At 59.4% G+C, this 15,753-nt stretch carries 15 protein-coding genes; 14 read left to right on the forward strand and 1 reads right to left on the reverse strand.

Going from position 1 to position 15,753, the window contains the following annotated elements; all coding sequences use genetic code 11:
* The first annotated feature begins 24 nt into the window (after window positions 1–24).
* From hscA to JUI81_RS25580, 14 genes are all read left to right on the forward strand, one after another.
* Complete coding sequence (gene hscA, locus JUI81_RS25515; RefSeq protein WP_019647769.1) at window positions 25–1,887, forward strand: Fe-S protein assembly chaperone HscA; 1,863 nt, start codon at window positions 25–27, stop codon at window positions 1,885–1,887.
* Between the two features lie 3 nt (window positions 1,888–1,890).
* Entirely contained in the window at window positions 1,891–2,232 is a 342-nt protein-coding gene (gene fdx / locus JUI81_RS25520; RefSeq protein ID WP_018927066.1) for an ISC system 2Fe-2S type ferredoxin, read from the forward strand.
* Window positions 2,233–2,246: 14 nt separating this feature from the next.
* The gene (gene iscX / locus JUI81_RS25525; protein ID WP_007941386.1) at window positions 2,247–2,447 is read left to right on the forward strand and encodes a Fe-S cluster assembly protein IscX; all 201 of its coding nucleotides are present in this window, start codon (window positions 2,247–2,249) and stop codon (window positions 2,445–2,447) included.
* Between the two features lie 92 nt (window positions 2,448–2,539).
* Window positions 2,540–2,965, forward strand: a complete 426-nt coding sequence (gene ndk, locus JUI81_RS25530) for a nucleoside-diphosphate kinase (protein ID WP_018927065.1) — start codon at window positions 2,540–2,542, stop codon at window positions 2,963–2,965.
* Between the two features lie 28 nt (window positions 2,966–2,993).
* Window positions 2,994–4,142 (forward strand): 23S rRNA (adenine(2503)-C(2))-methyltransferase RlmN, encoded by a 1,149-nt coding sequence (gene rlmN / locus JUI81_RS25535; RefSeq protein WP_028939188.1) that lies wholly within the window; start codon window positions 2,994–2,996, stop codon window positions 4,140–4,142.
* 12 nt (window positions 4,143–4,154) lie between these two features.
* Window positions 4,155–4,913, forward strand: coding sequence for a type IV pilus biogenesis/stability protein PilW (gene pilW / locus JUI81_RS25540; protein WP_018927064.1), 759 nt, complete (start codon window positions 4,155–4,157; stop codon window positions 4,911–4,913).
* A complete protein-coding gene (locus tag JUI81_RS25545; protein ID WP_019581057.1) occupies window positions 4,913–5,932 on the forward strand; it encodes a RodZ family helix-turn-helix domain-containing protein in 1,020 nt (339 codons plus the stop codon). The genes pilW and JUI81_RS25545 overlap by 1 nt, the downstream gene beginning before the upstream one ends.
* A gap of 3 nt (window positions 5,933–5,935) precedes the next feature.
* The gene (gene ispG / locus JUI81_RS25550) at window positions 5,936–7,045 is read left to right on the forward strand and encodes a flavodoxin-dependent (E)-4-hydroxy-3-methylbut-2-enyl-diphosphate synthase (RefSeq protein WP_003185136.1); all 1,110 of its coding nucleotides are present in this window, start codon (window positions 5,936–5,938) and stop codon (window positions 7,043–7,045) included.
* A 37-nt stretch (window positions 7,046–7,082) separates the two neighbouring features.
* Window positions 7,083–8,372, forward strand: coding sequence for a histidine--tRNA ligase (gene hisS / locus JUI81_RS25555; RefSeq protein WP_018927062.1), 1,290 nt, complete (start codon window positions 7,083–7,085; stop codon window positions 8,370–8,372).
* A 40-nt stretch (window positions 8,373–8,412) separates the two neighbouring features.
* Window positions 8,413–9,054 (forward strand): tetratricopeptide repeat protein, encoded by a 642-nt coding sequence (locus JUI81_RS25560; RefSeq protein ID WP_018927061.1) that lies wholly within the window; start codon window positions 8,413–8,415, stop codon window positions 9,052–9,054.
* The gene (gene bamB, locus JUI81_RS25565) at window positions 9,047–10,198 is read left to right on the forward strand and encodes an outer membrane protein assembly factor BamB (protein WP_019581056.1); all 1,152 of its coding nucleotides are present in this window, start codon (window positions 9,047–9,049) and stop codon (window positions 10,196–10,198) included. The genes JUI81_RS25560 and bamB overlap by 8 nt, the downstream gene beginning before the upstream one ends.
* Before the next feature lie 135 nt (window positions 10,199–10,333).
* Window positions 10,334–11,806 (forward strand): ribosome biogenesis GTPase Der, encoded by a 1,473-nt coding sequence (der, locus tag JUI81_RS25570; protein WP_018927059.1) that lies wholly within the window; start codon window positions 10,334–10,336, stop codon window positions 11,804–11,806.
* Between the two features lie 186 nt (window positions 11,807–11,992).
* A complete protein-coding gene (locus tag JUI81_RS25575; protein WP_019581055.1) occupies window positions 11,993–13,141 on the forward strand; it encodes a pyridoxal phosphate-dependent aminotransferase in 1,149 nt (382 codons plus the stop codon).
* Window positions 13,129–13,920 carry an amidohydrolase gene (locus tag JUI81_RS25580; RefSeq protein WP_019581054.1) on the forward strand — a complete coding sequence of 264 codons (792 nt, stop codon included), beginning with the start codon at window positions 13,129–13,131 and terminating at the stop codon, window positions 13,918–13,920. The genes JUI81_RS25575 and JUI81_RS25580 overlap by 13 nt, the downstream gene beginning before the upstream one ends.
* A gap of 68 nt (window positions 13,921–13,988) precedes the next feature.
* Here JUI81_RS25580 and leuA read toward each other — a convergent pair whose 3' ends face one another.
* Complete coding sequence (leuA, locus tag JUI81_RS25585; RefSeq protein WP_204125298.1) at window positions 13,989–15,668, reverse strand: 2-isopropylmalate synthase; 1,680 nt, start codon at window positions 15,666–15,668, stop codon at window positions 13,989–13,991.
* Between the last annotated feature and the right edge of the window lie 85 nt (window positions 15,669–15,753).

Here is a 15,753-nt window from a genome sequence, read left to right on the forward strand (position 1 = left end):
ATATACAGATAAGTCCTGATCACGATGGCCCTACTGCAGATCGCCGAACCCGGCCAAAGTCCTCAACCGCACCAGCGTCGTCTGGCTGTGGGGATCGACTTGGGCACTACCAATTCGCTGGTCGCTGCATTGCGCAGTGGTCTTTCCGAGCCTCTGGCCGATGCGCAAGGGCGGGTTATCCTGCCGTCTGCCGTGCGCTATCACGCCGATCGCGTCGAAGTCGGCGAATCGGCCAAACTGGCTGCCGCTACCGATCCTCTGAACACTGTGCTGTCAGTCAAGCGCTTGATGGGACGTGGTTTGTCCGACGTCAAGCAATTGGGCGATCAGCTGCCGTACCGTTTTGTCGACGGCGAGTCGCACATGCCGTTCATCGACACGGTGCAAGGCCCGAAAAGCCCGGTCGAAGTCTCCGCCGATATCCTCAAGGTGCTGCGTCAGCGCGCTGAAGCGACCTTGGGTGGCGAACTGGTCGGCGCAGTGATCACCGTTCCGGCCTATTTCGATGATGCTCAGCGTCAAGCCACCAAGGATGCGGCCAAGTTGGCCGGCCTGAACGTGCTGCGCTTGCTCAATGAGCCGACCGCTGCTGCGGTGGCTTACGGTCTGGATCAACAGGCTGAAGGCCTGGTTGCCATTTATGACCTGGGCGGCGGCACCTTTGATATTTCGATTCTGCGTCTGACCGGCGGTGTGTTCGAAGTGCTGGCTACCGGCGGCGACAGCGCTTTGGGTGGCGATGACTTCGATCACGCCATTGCTGGTTGGATCATCGAGAGTGCCGGTCTGTCGGCCGACCTCGATCCGGGCGAGCAGCGCAATCTGCTGCAAACCGCGTGTGCGGCCAAAGAAGCCCTGACCAATTCCTCGTCCGTCGAAGTCGCGTATGGCGACTGGAAGGCCGGGCTGACCCGTGAAGCGTTCAATGCGCTGATCGAGCCAATGGTTGCTCGCAGCCTGAAAGCCTGTCGTCGTGCGGTGCGTGATTCCGGCATTGAGCTGGAAGACGTTCATGCGGTGGTCATGGTCGGCGGCTCGACTCGCGTACCGCGCGTTCGCGAAGCCGTTGCGCAAGCCTTCGGTCGCGAACCGCTGACCGAAATCGACCCGGACCAAGTCGTGGCCATCGGTGCCGCGATCCAGGCCGATACCCTGGCTGGCAATAAGCGTGACGGCGGCGAACTGCTGTTGCTCGACGTGATTCCGTTGTCCCTGGGGCTGGAAACCATGGGCGGCCTGATGGAGAAGGTGATTCCGCGCAACACCACCATCCCTGTCGCCCGGGCCCAGGACTTCACCACTTATAAAGACGGCCAGTCGGCCATGGCGATCCACGTATTGCAGGGCGAGCGTGAGTTGATCAGCGACTGCCGCTCCCTGGCACGCTTCGAATTGCGCGGTATTCCAGCGATGGTTGCTGGTGCGGCGAAGATTCGCGTGACCTTCCAGGTCGACGCCGACGGTCTGCTCAGTGTCTCGGCCCGCGAATTGGGTTCGGGTGTCGAAGCCAGCATTCAGGTCAAACCGTCCTACGGCCTGACCGACGGCGAAATCGCCAAAATGCTCAAGGATTCGTTCCAGCACGCCAATGACGACAAGGTCGCCCGCGTATTGCGTGAACAGCAGGTCGATGCCCAGCGCCTGATCGAAGCAGTGCAGGGTGCTCTGGATGTCGACGGCGAACGCTTGCTCGACGCCGAAGAGCGCATGGTCATCGAATTGCAGATGCAGGAACTGACCGAATTGATGAAAGGCACCGATGGTTACGCCATTGAGCAGCAGACCAAACGTCTGTCGCAAGTGACCGATGCCTTTGCTGCCCGCCGCCTGGACTCGACAGTGAAAGCCGCTCTGGCGGGGCGCAATCTGAATGAAATCGAGGAATAATTGATGCCGCAGGTCATTTTTCTGCCACACGAGAAGTTCTGCCCGGAAGGCATGGTTGTGGAGGCTGAGCCCGGCATATCCATTCTCGAGCTGGCCCATGAACACCATATCGAGATGGAAAGCGCTTGCGGCGGCGTCTGCGCGTGCACCACTTGTCACTGCATCATTCGTGAGGGTTTCGACTCGCTGGAAGAGGCTGATGAGCTGGAGGAAGACTATCTTGATAAGGCTTGGGGGCTGGAAGCCCAGTCGCGTCTGGCCTGTCAGGCAAAAGTCGGGACTGAAGACCTGACCGTCGAAATTCCGAAGTACTCGCTCAACCATGCCGCCGAAGCGCCGCACTGATTCAAGGAACTTTCATGAGCCTGAAATGGGTTGATGTGCTGGAAATCGCGATCCAGCTGGCTGAGTCAAAGCCGGATGTGGACCCGCGTTACGTGAACTTCGTCGATCTGCACCAGTGGGTGCTGGCATTGCCGGAGTTCAGTGATGATCCGACACGCGGTGGCGAGAAGGTGCTTGAAGCCATTCAGGCCGCCTGGATCGAAGAAGCAGACTGAGTCTGCACCGTACGCAGTTAGGCAATACCAAAGAACCCGCGTATAATTCGCGGGTTTAATTTTTCGCAAATTACCGTTTCTGGAGTTACACCATGGCTGTTCAACGTACTTTCTCCATCATCAAGCCTGACGCTGTTGCTAAAAATGTCATCGGCGAGATCACCACTCGTTTCGAAAAAGCAGGCCTGCGCGTTGTAGCTTCGAAACTGAAGCAACTGTCCAAAGCCGAAGCTGAAGGCTTCTACGCTGAGCACAGCGCTCGTGGCTTCTTCAACGACCTGGTTGCTTTCATGATTTCCGGTCCGGTTGTCGTTCAGGTTCTGGAAGGCGAAAACGCTATCGCTCTGAACCGTGAGCTGATGGGCGCTACCAACCCTAAAGAAGCTGCTCCTGGCACCATCCGCGCTGACTTCGCTGATTCCATCGACGCCAACGCCGTACACGGTTCGGACTCCGAAGCCGCTGCTGCTCGCGAAATCTCGTACTTCTTCGCAGCTACTGAAGTAACCACTCGCTAAGCATTGGCTTAAGAGTGAAGGTGAATCCATGACTACATCGACTGTAAAAACCAACCTGCTGGGTCTGACTCAACAGGAAATGGAAAAATTCTTCGACTCAATCGGGGAGAAGCGTTTCCGTGCCGGTCAGGTAATGAAATGGATTCACCACTTTGGTGTCGATGATTTCGACGCCATGACGAACGTCAGCAAGGCCTTGCGCGAAAAGCTCAAGGCTGTTGCTGAAATTCGTGGTCCGGAAGTGGTCAGCGAGGACATCTCCAGCGACGGCACCCGTAAGTGGGTGGTGCGCGTGGCGTCCGGCAGCTGCGTCGAGACCGTTTACATTCCCCAGGGCAAACGCGGCACCTTGTGCGTTTCGTCCCAGGCAGGCTGTGCCCTGGACTGCAGTTTCTGCTCCACCGGCAAGCAAGGTTTCAATAGCAACCTCACCGCCGCCGAAGTCATCGGCCAGGTGTGGATTGCCAACAAATCCTTTGGCAGCGTCCCGGCAACCGTCGACCGTGCCATCACCAACGTGGTGATGATGGGCATGGGTGAGCCGCTGCTGAACTTCGACAACGTCGTGGCCGCCATGCATCTGATGATGGATGACCTGGGCTATGGCATCTCCAAGCGCCGCGTAACCCTGTCGACTTCGGGTGTGGTGCCAATGATCGATGAGCTGTCCAAGCACATCGATGTTTCCCTGGCGTTGTCCCTGCACGCACCGAATGACGCATTGCGTAACCAATTGGTGCCGATCAACAAGAAGTATCCGCTTAAGATGCTGCTGGAATCGTGTCAGCGCTACATGTCGTCCCTGGGCGAAAAGCGCGTACTGACCATCGAGTACACCTTGCTCAAGGACGTCAACGACAAGGTCGAACACGCGGTCGAAATGATCGAGTTGCTCAAGAATGTTCCGTGCAAGATCAACCTGATTCCGTTCAACCCGTTCCCGCACTCCGGTTACGAGCGTCCGAGCAACAATGCGATTCGCCGTTTCCAGGATCAGCTTCACCATGCAGGCTTCAACGTCACCGTGCGTACCACCCGCGGTGAAGACATCGATGCCGCGTGTGGCCAGTTGGTAGGGCAGGTGCTGGATCGCACCCGTCGCAGCGAACGTTATATCGCCGTGCGTGAGTTGAGCGCCGACAACGATATGCCGCAAAACGCTGCGAACAATAATTAAGAGAGGATCTCTATGTCCCTGCGCTTCGCGCTGCTTGTGCTGTTGGCCAGCCTGTGTGCTGGTTGTGTCCTGTCGGGCGATTTCAACCCGATGAAGACCAGCAAGGGCCGTGATGAAGCGCGTGCCGCCTACGTGCAGCTGGGCCTGGGGTACTTGCAGCAGGGCATGACCGAGCGCGCCAAGGTCCCGCTGAAGAAGGCGTTGGAACTGGATGACTCGGATGCTGACGCCAACGCGGCGTTGGGGCTGGTGTTCCAGGCCGAGATGGAGCCGGAACTGGCCGATCAGCATTTTCGCAAGGCACTGTCTTCCCGTCCCGCCGATGCGCGAATCCTGAACAACTACGGCAGTTTTCTGTTCGAAGAAAAACGTTACAAAGAGGCGTACGAGCGCTTTGAACAGGCCGCCGCCGATACTCTGTATCCTGAGCGTTCGCGGGTTTTCGAGAACCTCGGCATGACCGCTTCAAAGCTGGGCCAGCGTGACCTGGCTCGCCAGCAACTGGAAAAAGCCCTGCGTTTGAACCGCCAACAGCCACGTGCCTTGCTGGAAATGGCTGAGTTGTCATTCGAAGACAGGCATTATGTGCCCGCGCGTGACTATTACGATCGTTTTAGCCTGCTCACCGAGCAAAATGCACGTAGTCTATTGCTCGGCGTTCGACTGGCAAAAGTGTTTGAAGATCGCGACAAGGCCGCCAGTTATGGCCTGCAATTAAAACGACTCTATCCCGGTACGCCGGAATATCAGCAATACCTGTCGGAGCAATGATGAAAGCGGCGCATCCCGAAGTTGTAGCAGCGAATCGCGTTAACCCCGGTGAGACTTTGCGCCAGGCCCGCGAAAGCAATGGCTGGTCGCTGGCCGAAGTGGCCCTCAAGCTCAACCTCACCGTCAATTCCCTGAGTAATCTGGAAGCCGGCGCTTTTGACAAGCTGCCTGGCCACACCTTTGCTCGTGGCTATATTCGCGCGTACGCCAAATTGCTGGGCATGGACCAGGCTGTTCTGGTTCAGCAGTTCGACCAATCCACTGGCACCGACTCCCAGGGCAGCAACGTCCACAGCCTGGGGCGTATCGAAGAGCCGGTTCGGGTTTCCCACACCATTTTGCGAATTGTCAGTCTGCTGTTGCTGATCGCGGTGATTGGTGGTGGTTTTGTCTGGTGGCAGGATCAAACTTCATTGCGCACCAAGGACCTGGTCAGCCTGGCTCCGGAACACGTTGAAGTCGAAGGCGCCGATGGCACCACCCAGATCCATCCGCTGGACGAGCCGGAAGACCAGGCGGTTGCGCAAGGTGAGTCTGAAGGTGAAACGCCTCTGGCGTTGCCGCAGGCTGAGGAGCCTGTCAACGCTGAAGCAAGCGCGCCGGCGCCAACACCCGCTCCAGCAGCCCCGGTAGCAACACCTGCGGCTCCGGCCCACAATACTGCTCCGGTTATCGCGACACCGGCAGCGCCAGTTGTTGCCGTTGTACCGGCAGCGGTTGCGACGGCTCCGATTGCGCCGGCCGTTGCAGCTGCTGCTCCAGCAGCTCCGGTTGCGGGCCAGGGCCAGGTTCAACTGCAATTCAGCGCCGATTGCTGGACTCAAGTGACCGACGGCACGGGTAAAGTGTTGTTGAGTGGTCTCAAGCGTAAAGGCGATAGTGTTTCCGTCAGCGGCAAGCCGCCCTTTGCCGTGCGTCTGGGCTTCGCCCGTGGCGCGCAGGTCAGCTACAACGGGCAGGTAGTTGATGTCGCTCCGTTCACCAGTGGCGAGACTGCTCGCCTGAAGTTAGGTCAATAAGTCATGCACGGCGAATCTCCAATCAAGCGTCGCGAATCCCGGAAAATCTGGGTCGGTAACGTGCCTGTTGGCGGCGATGCGCCCATCGCTGTGCAGAGCATGACCAACAGCGACACCAATGACGTGGCCGCCACCGTGGCCCAGATCAATCGTCTGGAAGCCGCTGGCGTCGATATCGTTCGGGTTTCGGTGCCGGACATGGACGCCGCCGAAGCCTTCGGCAAGATCAAGCAACTGGTCAAGGTGCCGTTGGTGGCCGACATCCACTTCGACTACAGGATCGCTCTGCGCGTAGCCGAACTGGGGGTCGATTGCCTGCGCATCAACCCAGGCAACATCGGTCGTGAAGACCGCGTACGTGCGGTGGTCGATGCCGCCCGTGATCGCGGGATTCCAATCCGTATCGGCGTGAACGCCGGTTCCCTGGAAAAAGACCTGCAAAAGAAATATGGCGAGCCGACTCCGGCCGCGCTGGTCGAGTCTGCCCTGCGTCACGTCGAACACCTCGAACGCCTGAATTTCCAGGACTTCAAGGTCAGCGTAAAAGCTTCCGACGTGTTCATGGCAGTTGAAGCCTACCGCTTGCTGGCCAAGGAAATCGTCCAGCCATTGCACCTGGGCATCACCGAAGCCGGTGGTTTGCGTTCAGGCACAGTGAAATCCGCCGTGGGCCTCGGTATGCTGCTCGCCGAAGGGATTGGCGATACTATTCGCATCTCGTTGGCGGCCGACCCGGTCGAGGAAGTGAAAGTCGGCTACGACATTCTCAAATCCCTTCACCTGCGTTCCCGTGGCATCAACTTCATCGCCTGCCCGAGCTGCTCGCGGCAGAACTTCGATGTGGTCAAAACCATGAACGAGCTGGAAGGGCGTCTCGAAGACTTGCTAGTGCCGCTGGATGTCGCGGTAATCGGTTGCGTGGTCAACGGGCCGGGCGAAGCCAAGGAAGCTCATATCGGCTTGACCGGCGGCACGCCAAACCTGATTTACATCGACGGCAAGCCGTCGCAGAAACTGACGAATGACAATCTGGTGGATGAGCTTGAACGCTTGATCCGCCAGAAAGCGGCCGAAAAGGTCGAAGCCGACGCTGCTGTAATCGCTCGCGGCTGAGCCTGACTAAAGAGCCGAACGAATTTAAGGATTTAAAGTGAGCAAGTCTCTGCAAGCCATCCGTGGCATGAACGACATCCTGCCCGAACAGACTCCCCTGTGGCGTCATTTCGAGGGCACCGTTTCGCGTTTGCTGGATAACTACGGTTACAAGCAGATCCGCATGCCGATCGTCGAGTTCACCGAGCTGTTCAAGCGCTCCATCGGTGAAGTGACCGACATCGTCGAAAAAGAGATGTACACCTTCGAAGACCGCAACGGCGATTCCCTGACCCTGCGTCCTGAAGGCACCGCGGCCTGCGTGCGTGCGGTGCTCGAACACGGCATTACCGGCGGCGGCCAGGTGCAGAAGCTCTGGTACATCGGCCCGATGTTCCGCCACGAACGTCCGCAGAAAGGCCGTTATCGCCAGTTCCACCAGATTGGTTGTGAAGTCTTCAACCTCGACGGTCCGGACATCGACGCCGAGCTGATCGTGCTGACCTGGCGCCTGTGGGGCGAGCTGGGTATCCGCGATGCGGTCAAGCTCGAACTCAACAGCCTGGGCACTGCCGAATCCCGTGGTCGTTATCGCGAAGCACTGGTCGAGTACCTGACCGCTCGCCTGGATCAACTGGACGAAGACAGCCAGCGCCGTCTGAAGACCAACCCGCTGCGGGTCCTGGATACCAAGAACGCCGACACTCAAGCGGTGCTGGCCGACGCGCCGAAAATGGCCGACTACCTCGACGAAGAATCCCGCGTGCACTTCGAGGGCCTCAAGGCTCGCCTGGACGCCGCCGGCATTCCTTATGTGATCAACCCGAAGCTGGTTCGCGGGCTGGATTACTACAGCAAGACCGTATTCGAATGGGTCACCGACCAATTGGGCGCCCAAGGCACGGTATGTGCCGGTGGTCGTTACGACGGTCTGGTGGAGCAGATGGGCGGCAAGCCGACCCCAGGCGTCGGTTTCGCCATGGGCATCGAGCGTCTGGTGCTGCTGCTTGAAACCCTGGAGCAGATCCCCGAAGAGATCTCCCGTCAGGTTGACGTCTACCTCTGCGCCTTCGGTGAAGCCGCCGAGCTGGCCGGTCTGACCCTGAGCGAGCGTGTTCGTGATCAACTGCCCAACCTGCGCCTGCAAATCAATGCCGGGGGCGGCAGCTTCAAAAGCCAGTTCAAGAAGGCCGACAAGAGCGGTGCGCTGTACGCATTGATCCTCGGTGACGACGAAATGGCCCAGCAAGTGGTAGGTTTCAAACCCCTGCGTGGCCAGGGCGAACAACAAAGCATTGCCTGGGATGCGCTTGCTGCACACCTGGCCACCTGCGTCGTGCAGGGTTGAAGCTGTCAAACAGCCGATTTAGCGATTAAGGAGTATTGGGGTGTCGAGTACCGAAGACGAACATGTGGCGGAGTTGAAGGAGTGGTGGACACGCAACGGCAAGCCCCTGGTTACTGGCGGTCTGTTGGCGTTGGTCATCGTGTTCGGCTGGCAGGCCTTTCAGAAGTATCAGAGCAATCAGTCGCAAGGCGCCTCGATTCTCTACCAGCAATTGCTGGAAACCACGCTGACGCCTGACGGCAAGCCTGATGCTGCACGTGTTTCGGATCTGGCCGGCAAGCTCAACAGCGAGTTCGGCGGCACTGCCTACGCGCAATACGGCAGCCTGTTCGTGGCGAAAGTCGCGGTCGACAGCGGCAAGCTGGACGACGCTGCCAGCGAGCTGAAAGCCATTGTCGACAAACCGGCCAACCCGGCACTCGGTGAAATCGCCCGTCAGCGCCTGGCGCAGGTGCTGGCCGCGCAGAACAAGGTCGATGAAGCCCTGAAACTGCTCGAAGGCGATGCCGATAAGGCCTTCCTGGCCACTCGCGAAGAACTCAAGGGTGACCTGCTGGTGCAACTGGGTCGTACCGACGAAGCGAACGCTGCGTATCAAAAAGCCAAGGCGGCACTGTCGGATGAAGCGGCGGTCGGTGGCCTACAAATCAAGCTGGACGACCTGGCCAAAGGGGATGCGTGACGTGATCCGTTGGAAACATGCAGCATTGCTGGCTCTGGCCATTCTGGCCGCGGGTTGCAGCAGCAACAGCAAAAAAGAGTTGCCACCGGCCGAGCTGACCGACTTCAAAGAAGAAGTGGTTCTGCACAAGCAGTGGAGTCGTTCGATCGGTAACGGTCAGGGCGAAACCTACAACATGCTGGTTCCGGCGATCGATGGCGATACCATCTATGCCGCCGACGTCACCGGTGTGGTGATGGCGATGGATCGCAGCAATGGCGACGTCAAGTGGAAGAAAGATCTCGAGCTGCCTGTCTCCGGCGCCGTTGGCGTGGGTTACGGTCTGGTCATGATCGGCACGCTCAAGGGTGAAATCGTTGCCCTGGATGCCAGCAGCGGTGAAGAGAAATGGCGCGCTCGCGTGACCAGCGAAGTTCTCGCACCACCGGCCACCAACGGTGACGTTGTTGTGGTTCAGACCCAGGATGACCGTCTGATCGGTCTGGATGCCTCCACCGGCAACCAGCGCTGGTTGTACGACAGCACGCCAGCGGTCCTGACCCTTCGCGGCACCAGCGCACCGATCGTCACCAACCGCCTCGCGGTGGCTGGCCTGTCGACCGGTAAAGTGGTTGCTCTTGATGTGTCCAACGGCGTGCCGGTTTGGGAACAGCGTGTAGCGATTCCACAAGGTCGTTCGGAGCTGGAGCGTGTGGTCGATATCGACGGTGGCTTGCTGCTGTCCGGCGGTACACTGTATGTCGCCAGCTACCAGGGGCGCGTCGCGGCACTGGACCTGGAAAGCGGTCGTCAGCTCTGGCAGCGTGATGCTTCCAGTTATGCCGGCGTCGCCCAGGGTTTTGGCAGCGTCTACGTGAGCCTGTCTTCGGGCACTGTTGAAGGCGTCGACGAGCGTTCCACCACTGCATTGTGGAGCAACGATTCGCTGGCCCGCCGTCAACTGTCGGCTCCGGAAGTGTTCTCCAGCTACGTTGCAGTCGGTGACCTGGAAGGTTACCTGCACCTGCTGAGTCAGGTGGACGGTCGTTTCGTCGGCCGCGAGCGCATCGACAGCGACGGCCTGCGTGCCCGTCCGCTGGTGGTAGGTGACACGATTTATGTGTATGGCAACAGCGGCAAACTGGAAGCCCTGACCATCAAGTAAAGACTATGCTTGGGGTTTAACCCCCAAGCGGCCTTGTTCTGCAAGGCTCGCAGCGCTTTCAAGCGCTGCCCCGAGCACCAGCCGCTGCCTCGCAGCGGCTTTTGTATTTTCTGAAATAACGAAGTGGAGAGCCGCATGGTTCCCGTAATCGCCCTGGTGGGCCGACCGAACGTCGGCAAGTCCACCTTGTTCAACCGCCTGACCAGGACTCGCGACGCCATTGTCGGCGACTTGTCCGGTCTGACCCGTGATCGCCAATACGGTGAGGCCAAGTGGCAAGGGCGTTCCTACATTCTGGTCGACACTGGTGGTATCTCCGGTGACGAGCACGGTATGGACGAAAAAATGGCCGAGCAGTCGCTGCTGGCCATTGAAGAAGCGGATGTCGTTCTGTTCCTGGTAGATGCCAAGGCCGGTTTTACCGCCGCCGACCAGATGATCGCCGAGCACTTGCGCAAGCGTAATAAGCGTTCCTATGTGGTCGCCAACAAGGTCGACAACATCGACCCTGAAATGGCCCGCGCCGAATTCGCCCCGTTGGGCATGGGCCACGCGATCCCGATCGCCGGTGCCCATGGTCGTGGCATCACCCAGATGCTGGAAATCGCCCTGAGCGACTTCCCGAAAGACGAAGAAGAACCGCAAGAAGGCGAAGAGGAAGAGATCGTTGCCGAAGGTGAGGAAGCCAAGCGCATTCCTGGCCCAAGCGAAAAAGACGGTATCAAGATCGCCATCATTGGCCGTCCGAACGTCGGCAAGTCGACTCTGGTCAATCGCATGCTCGGTGAAGACCGGGTGATCGTGTATGACCAGCCCGGTACCACCCGCGACAGTATTTACATCCCGTTTGAGCGTAACGACGAGAAGTACACGCTGATCGACACCGCTGGTGTGCGCAAGCGCGGCAAGATTCACGAAGAAGTCGAAAAGTTCTCCGTGGTCAAAACCCTGCAGGCGATCAAAGACGCCAACGTGGTGATCTTCGTGATGGACGCCCGCGAAGGCGTGGTGGATCACGACCTCAACCTGCTGGGCTTTGCCCTTGAAGCCGGTCGTGCGCTGGTGATCGCGATCAACAAGTGGGACGGCATGACGCCGAGCGAGCGCGACTTCGTGAAGGTCGAGCTGCAACGTCGACTGTTCTTCGTCGACTTCGCCGACATTCACTTCATCTCGGCCCTGCACGGCACTGGCGTAGGTAATCTCTACGCGTCGGTACAGAACTCGTTCAAGTCCGCGGTCACCCGCTGGCCGACCAACCGCCTGACCCAGATTCTGGAAGATGCGGTCGGCGAGCACGCGCCACCGATGGTCAACAACCGCCGGATCAAGCTGCGTTATGCCCACTTGGGTGGTGCGAACCCGCCGATCATTGTGATCCACGGTAACCAGATCGAGAAGGTGCCGAAGTCTTACGTCCGTTACCTGGAAAACACTTACCGTCGTGTGCTCAAGCTGGTCGGTACGCCGATCCGCATCGAGTTCAAGGGCGGCGAGAACCCGTACGAAGGCAACAAGAACTCGCTCACCGACCGTCAGGTCAACAAGAAGCGTCGTTTGATGTCGCACCACAAAAAGGCCGACAAGAAGCGCCGCGACAAGCGCTGATTCAAGGCCTCACTCTTTTTGTGAGGGCTTGTTGTGGCGAGGGAGCTTGCTCCCTCGCCACAAGTTATGCGGTGTACATTAGAAGAAGGGTGCCGGTTGGCGCCCTTTTTTTGTGGGCGTCGTTTGGGCTATCCTCGGGCTCTCCCGTGCCGCCGTTAGAGCCGGGTGTAGCCCAGGGAATCACCGATGATCACCAGTAAGCTGCCGAATGTCGGCATCACTATCTTCACGCAGATGTCTCAGCTCGCGGCGCAAACCGGAGCGATCAATCTGTCCCAGGGTTTTCCCGATTTCGACGGTCCGCAGGCCCTGCGCGATGCGGTCGGTCGGCATATCGCCAGTGGCCACAATCAATATTCGCCGATGACCGGCTTGCCGGCGTTGCGTCAGCAGATCGCGGCGAAGATCGCTCGCAGCTACGGCGCGCATGTTGATGCCGACAGCGAAGTGACGGTCACCCCCGGCGCGACCCAGGCGATCTTCTGCGCGATTCAGGCGGTGATCCACAGCGGCGATGAAGTGATCGTGTTCGATCCGTGCTACGACAGCTACGAGCCCTCGGTCGAGCTGGCCGGTGGTCGCTGTGTGCATGTGCAACTCGGCCTGAAGGACTTCGCCATCGACTTCCAGAAGCTTGCCGAAGCCCTGAGCCCGCGCACGCGGATGATCATCCTCAATACCCCGCACAACCCAAGCGGTGCGCTGATCAGCCGTGCCGAGCTGGATCAGTTGGCGGCATTGATCCGCGACCGCGACATCTATGTGATCAGCGACGAAGTCTACGAACACCTGGTGTTCGACGGTGTGTCTCACGCCAGTGTATTGGCCCATGAAGAGTTGTATCAGCGCGCTTTCGTGGTCAGTTCGTTCGGCAAGACGTACCACGTCACCGGTTGGAAAACCGGTTATGTCGTGGCGCCGCCGGCCCTTAGCGCGGAGCTGCGCAAGGTGCACCAGTACGTCAGTTTCTGCGGCGTGACGCCGTTGCAGTACGCGTTGGCCGATTACATGGCCGAGCACCCGGAACACGTCGAAGAGCTGCCGGGCTTCTATCAGGCCAAGCGTGATCTGTTCTGCGATCTGCTGACGCCGTCGCGCTTCAGTTTTACCCGCGTGGCCGGTACTTATTTCCAGTTGGTCGATTACTCGCAGATTCGCCCGGACCTCAATGACGTCGAGATGGCGCTGTGGATGACCCGCGAGCATGGCGTCGCGAGCATTCCGATCTCGGTGTTCTACCAGACTCCACCTGAAGGCCAGCGCCTGGTGCGTCTGTGCTTTGCCAAGCGTGAGGAGACCCTGCGTGAAGCAGCGGCAAAACTATGCGTGATCTGAGTACTCTGCCCAATCTGAATCTTGCGCTGATCCAGACCACCCTGGCCTGGCACGATCGTCAGGCCAATCTGGAGCATTTCGAGCCGCTGCTGGAACAGGCTCGTGGCGCGGACCTGATCATCCTGCCGGAGATGTTCACCACCGGTTTCTCCATGGAGTCGGAAGCCCTCGCCGAGCCGGAAAATGGCCCCACCAGTAAATGGATGCGGGCTCAGGCAGCGAAGCTGGGCGCGGTGGTGACCGGCAGCATCATCGTCCAGGCGGCTGACGGCAGCCATCGCAACCGTCTGTTGTGGGCACGGCCGGACGGGGAGGTGTGGCACTACGACAAGCGTCACCTGTTCCGCATGGCGGGGGAGAACAACCACTACACCCCGGGCGAGCGTCAGGTGCAGTTCGAATTGAAGGGGTGGCGAGTACGGCCGCTGATTTGCTACGACCTGCGCTTCCCGGTCTGGAGTCGTGATCCGCAAGACACTGACTTGCTGCTGTACACCGCCAACTGGCCGGGCGCACGGCGTCAGCACTGGAACCGATTGCTGCCGGCACGGGCGATCGAAAACCTCTGCTATGTGGCGGCGGTGAACCGTATCGGTACCGATGGCAAAGGCTTTGCGTATACCGGTGACAGTCAGGTCCTGGATTTTCAGGGCGAGACGCTGCTCGGTGCAGGTGATGCCGATGGTGTGTTCAAGGTCGTACTGGACGCGGCGGAACTGGCGGCGTATCGCACACGGTTCCCGGCGAATCTGGATGCGGATACCTTCGAGTTCACCTGATCGATCGTTGATCAACAAAAAAGGCCCCGAGGTTCTCACCCAGGGGCCTTTTGCATTTGCAGCGAAGCTTACGCCGCTTTCGCTTCCGGCTGGCTCAGGGAGCGGTTCAGTGCGCTGAACAGGGCCTTGAAGCTGGCAGTGGTGATGTTTTCGTCGATGCCGACGCCATGCACCGCACGCTCACCATTCACCCGCAATTCAATGTAGGCCGCAGCCTTGGCATTGGTGCCCGCGCCGATGGCGTGTTCGTTGTAGTCCATGATTTCCACCGGGATCGGCAGGCCGGCCACCAGTGCTTCCAGGGCACCGTTGCCCTTGCCGCGCCAGTGCAGGTTGGTTTCGCCCTGACCCTTGCTGGAAACTTCGACTTCCACGGCGCTGTGACCGTTTTCTTCCTGCAGGCGATGGCTGACCAGCGCGTACGGGGTGTTGGCCTGCAAGTACTCGCTGTGCAGCAGCGCGTGGATCTGCTGGGCGGTCATCTCCAGGCCCAGGCGATCGGTTTCACGCTGCACGACCTGGCTGAACTCGATTTGCATACGGCGCGGCAAGCTGATGCCGTATTCCTGTTCCAGCAGGTAAGCGATACCGCCCTTGCCCGACTGGCTGTTGACGCGAATCACCGCCTCGTAGCTGCGGCCAATGTCGGCCGGGTCGATCGGCAGGTACGGCACTTCCCACAGGGCGTCCGGTTGCTGCTGGGCGAAGCCCTTGCGGATTGCATCCTGGTGCGAGCCGGAGAACGCGGTGTGAACCAGGTCGCCGACGTACGGGTGACGTGGGTGCACCGCAATCTGGTTGCACTCTTCGACGACTTTGCGCACGCCATCGATGTCGGAGAAATCCAGCTCAGGGTTGACGCCCTGGGTGTAGAGGTTCAATGCCACGGTGACGAGATCGACGTTACCGGTACGCTCGCCGTTGCCGAACAGGCAGCCTTCGACACGGTCGGCGCCGGCCATCAGGCCCAGCTCGGTGGCGGCCACGCCGGTGCCACGGTCGTTGTGGGTGTGCAGGCTGATGATCACGCTGTCACGACGGTTGATGTGACGACCGAACCATTCGATCTGGTCGGCATAGATGTTCGGGGTCGCGCATTCGACGGTGGCGGGCAGGTTGAGGATCACCTTGTGCTCAGGCGTCGGGTTCCACACCTCGATCACCGCGTCGCAGACTTCCTTGGCGAATTCCAGTTCGGTGGCGCTGAAGGTTTCTGGCGAGTATTCGAAGGTCCACTCGGTGTCCGGCTGCTGGGCGGCATATTTGACGAACAGCCTGGCGGCGTTCACGGCGATGGCCTTGATCCCGTCCTTGTCCTGGTTGAAGACAATGCGGCGGAAGGAAGGGGAGGTCGCGTTGTACAGGTGAACGATGGCCTTCTTGGCACCGCGCAGGGATTCAAAGGTGCGCGCGATCAAGTCTTCACGGCCCTGGGTCAGCACCTGAATGGTGGTGTCGTCCGGGATGTGGCCGCCTTCGATCAGGGTACGCACGAAGTCGAAGTCGGTTTGCGAAGCGGCCGGGAACGAGGCTTCGATTTCTTTCACGCCGACCTGCACCAGGGTCTTCCAGAAACGCAGCTTCTTGACCGCATCCATTGGCTCGATCAACGACTGGTTGCCGTCACGAAGGTCCGAACTGCACCAGATCGGCGCTGCAGTGATGGTCTTCGATGGCCAGGTGCGGTCCGGCAGGTTGATGGTCGGGAACGCGCGGTATTTCGAAGACGGGTCTTTGAGCATGCTCATTGGAAAATCCTTATTGTGTGGGCCGAAAAAAGGCGGCCTGCCGGTGGATCAAATGTTCTGGTAAAGCATCAGACGAGGCACCGCG

This window comes from Pseudomonas sp. 008 (assembly GCF_016861935.1).
Taxonomy (GTDB): Bacteria; Pseudomonadota; Gammaproteobacteria; order Pseudomonadales; family Pseudomonadaceae; genus Aquipseudomonas.

What these genes read in the sequence shown, in the direction of transcription:
- ispG (WP_003185136.1), top strand. Translation starts at nt 5,936, where the DNA reads ATGCACGGCGAATCTCCAATCAAGCGTCGCGAATCCCGGAAAATCTGG.
- der (WP_018927059.1), top strand. Translation starts at nt 10,334, where the DNA reads ATGGTTCCCGTAATCGCCCTGGTGGGCCGACCGAACGTCGGCAAGTCC.
- pilW (WP_018927064.1), top strand. Translation starts at nt 4,155, where the DNA reads ATGTCCCTGCGCTTCGCGCTGCTTGTGCTGTTGGCCAGCCTGTGTGCT.
- rlmN (WP_028939188.1), top strand. Translation starts at nt 2,994, where the DNA reads ATGACTACATCGACTGTAAAAACCAACCTGCTGGGTCTGACTCAACAG.
- bamB (WP_019581056.1), top strand. Translation starts at nt 9,047, where the DNA reads ATGCGTGACGTGATCCGTTGGAAACATGCAGCATTGCTGGCTCTGGCC.
- fdx (WP_018927066.1), top strand. Translation starts at nt 1,891, where the DNA reads ATGCCGCAGGTCATTTTTCTGCCACACGAGAAGTTCTGCCCGGAAGGC.
- JUI81_RS25545 (WP_019581057.1), top strand. Translation starts at nt 4,913, where the DNA reads ATGAAAGCGGCGCATCCCGAAGTTGTAGCAGCGAATCGCGTTAACCCC.
- JUI81_RS25580 (WP_019581054.1), top strand. Translation starts at nt 13,129, where the DNA reads ATGCGTGATCTGAGTACTCTGCCCAATCTGAATCTTGCGCTGATCCAG.
- leuA (WP_204125298.1), bottom strand. Translation starts at nt 15,668, where the DNA reads ATGAGCATGCTCAAAGACCCGTCTTCGAAATACCGCGCGTTCCCGACC.
- ndk (WP_018927065.1), top strand. Translation starts at nt 2,540, where the DNA reads ATGGCTGTTCAACGTACTTTCTCCATCATCAAGCCTGACGCTGTTGCT.
- hscA (WP_019647769.1), top strand. Translation starts at nt 25, where the DNA reads ATGGCCCTACTGCAGATCGCCGAACCCGGCCAAAGTCCTCAACCGCAC.
- iscX (WP_007941386.1), top strand. Translation starts at nt 2,247, where the DNA reads ATGAGCCTGAAATGGGTTGATGTGCTGGAAATCGCGATCCAGCTGGCT.
- JUI81_RS25575 (WP_019581055.1), top strand. Translation starts at nt 11,993, where the DNA reads ATGATCACCAGTAAGCTGCCGAATGTCGGCATCACTATCTTCACGCAG.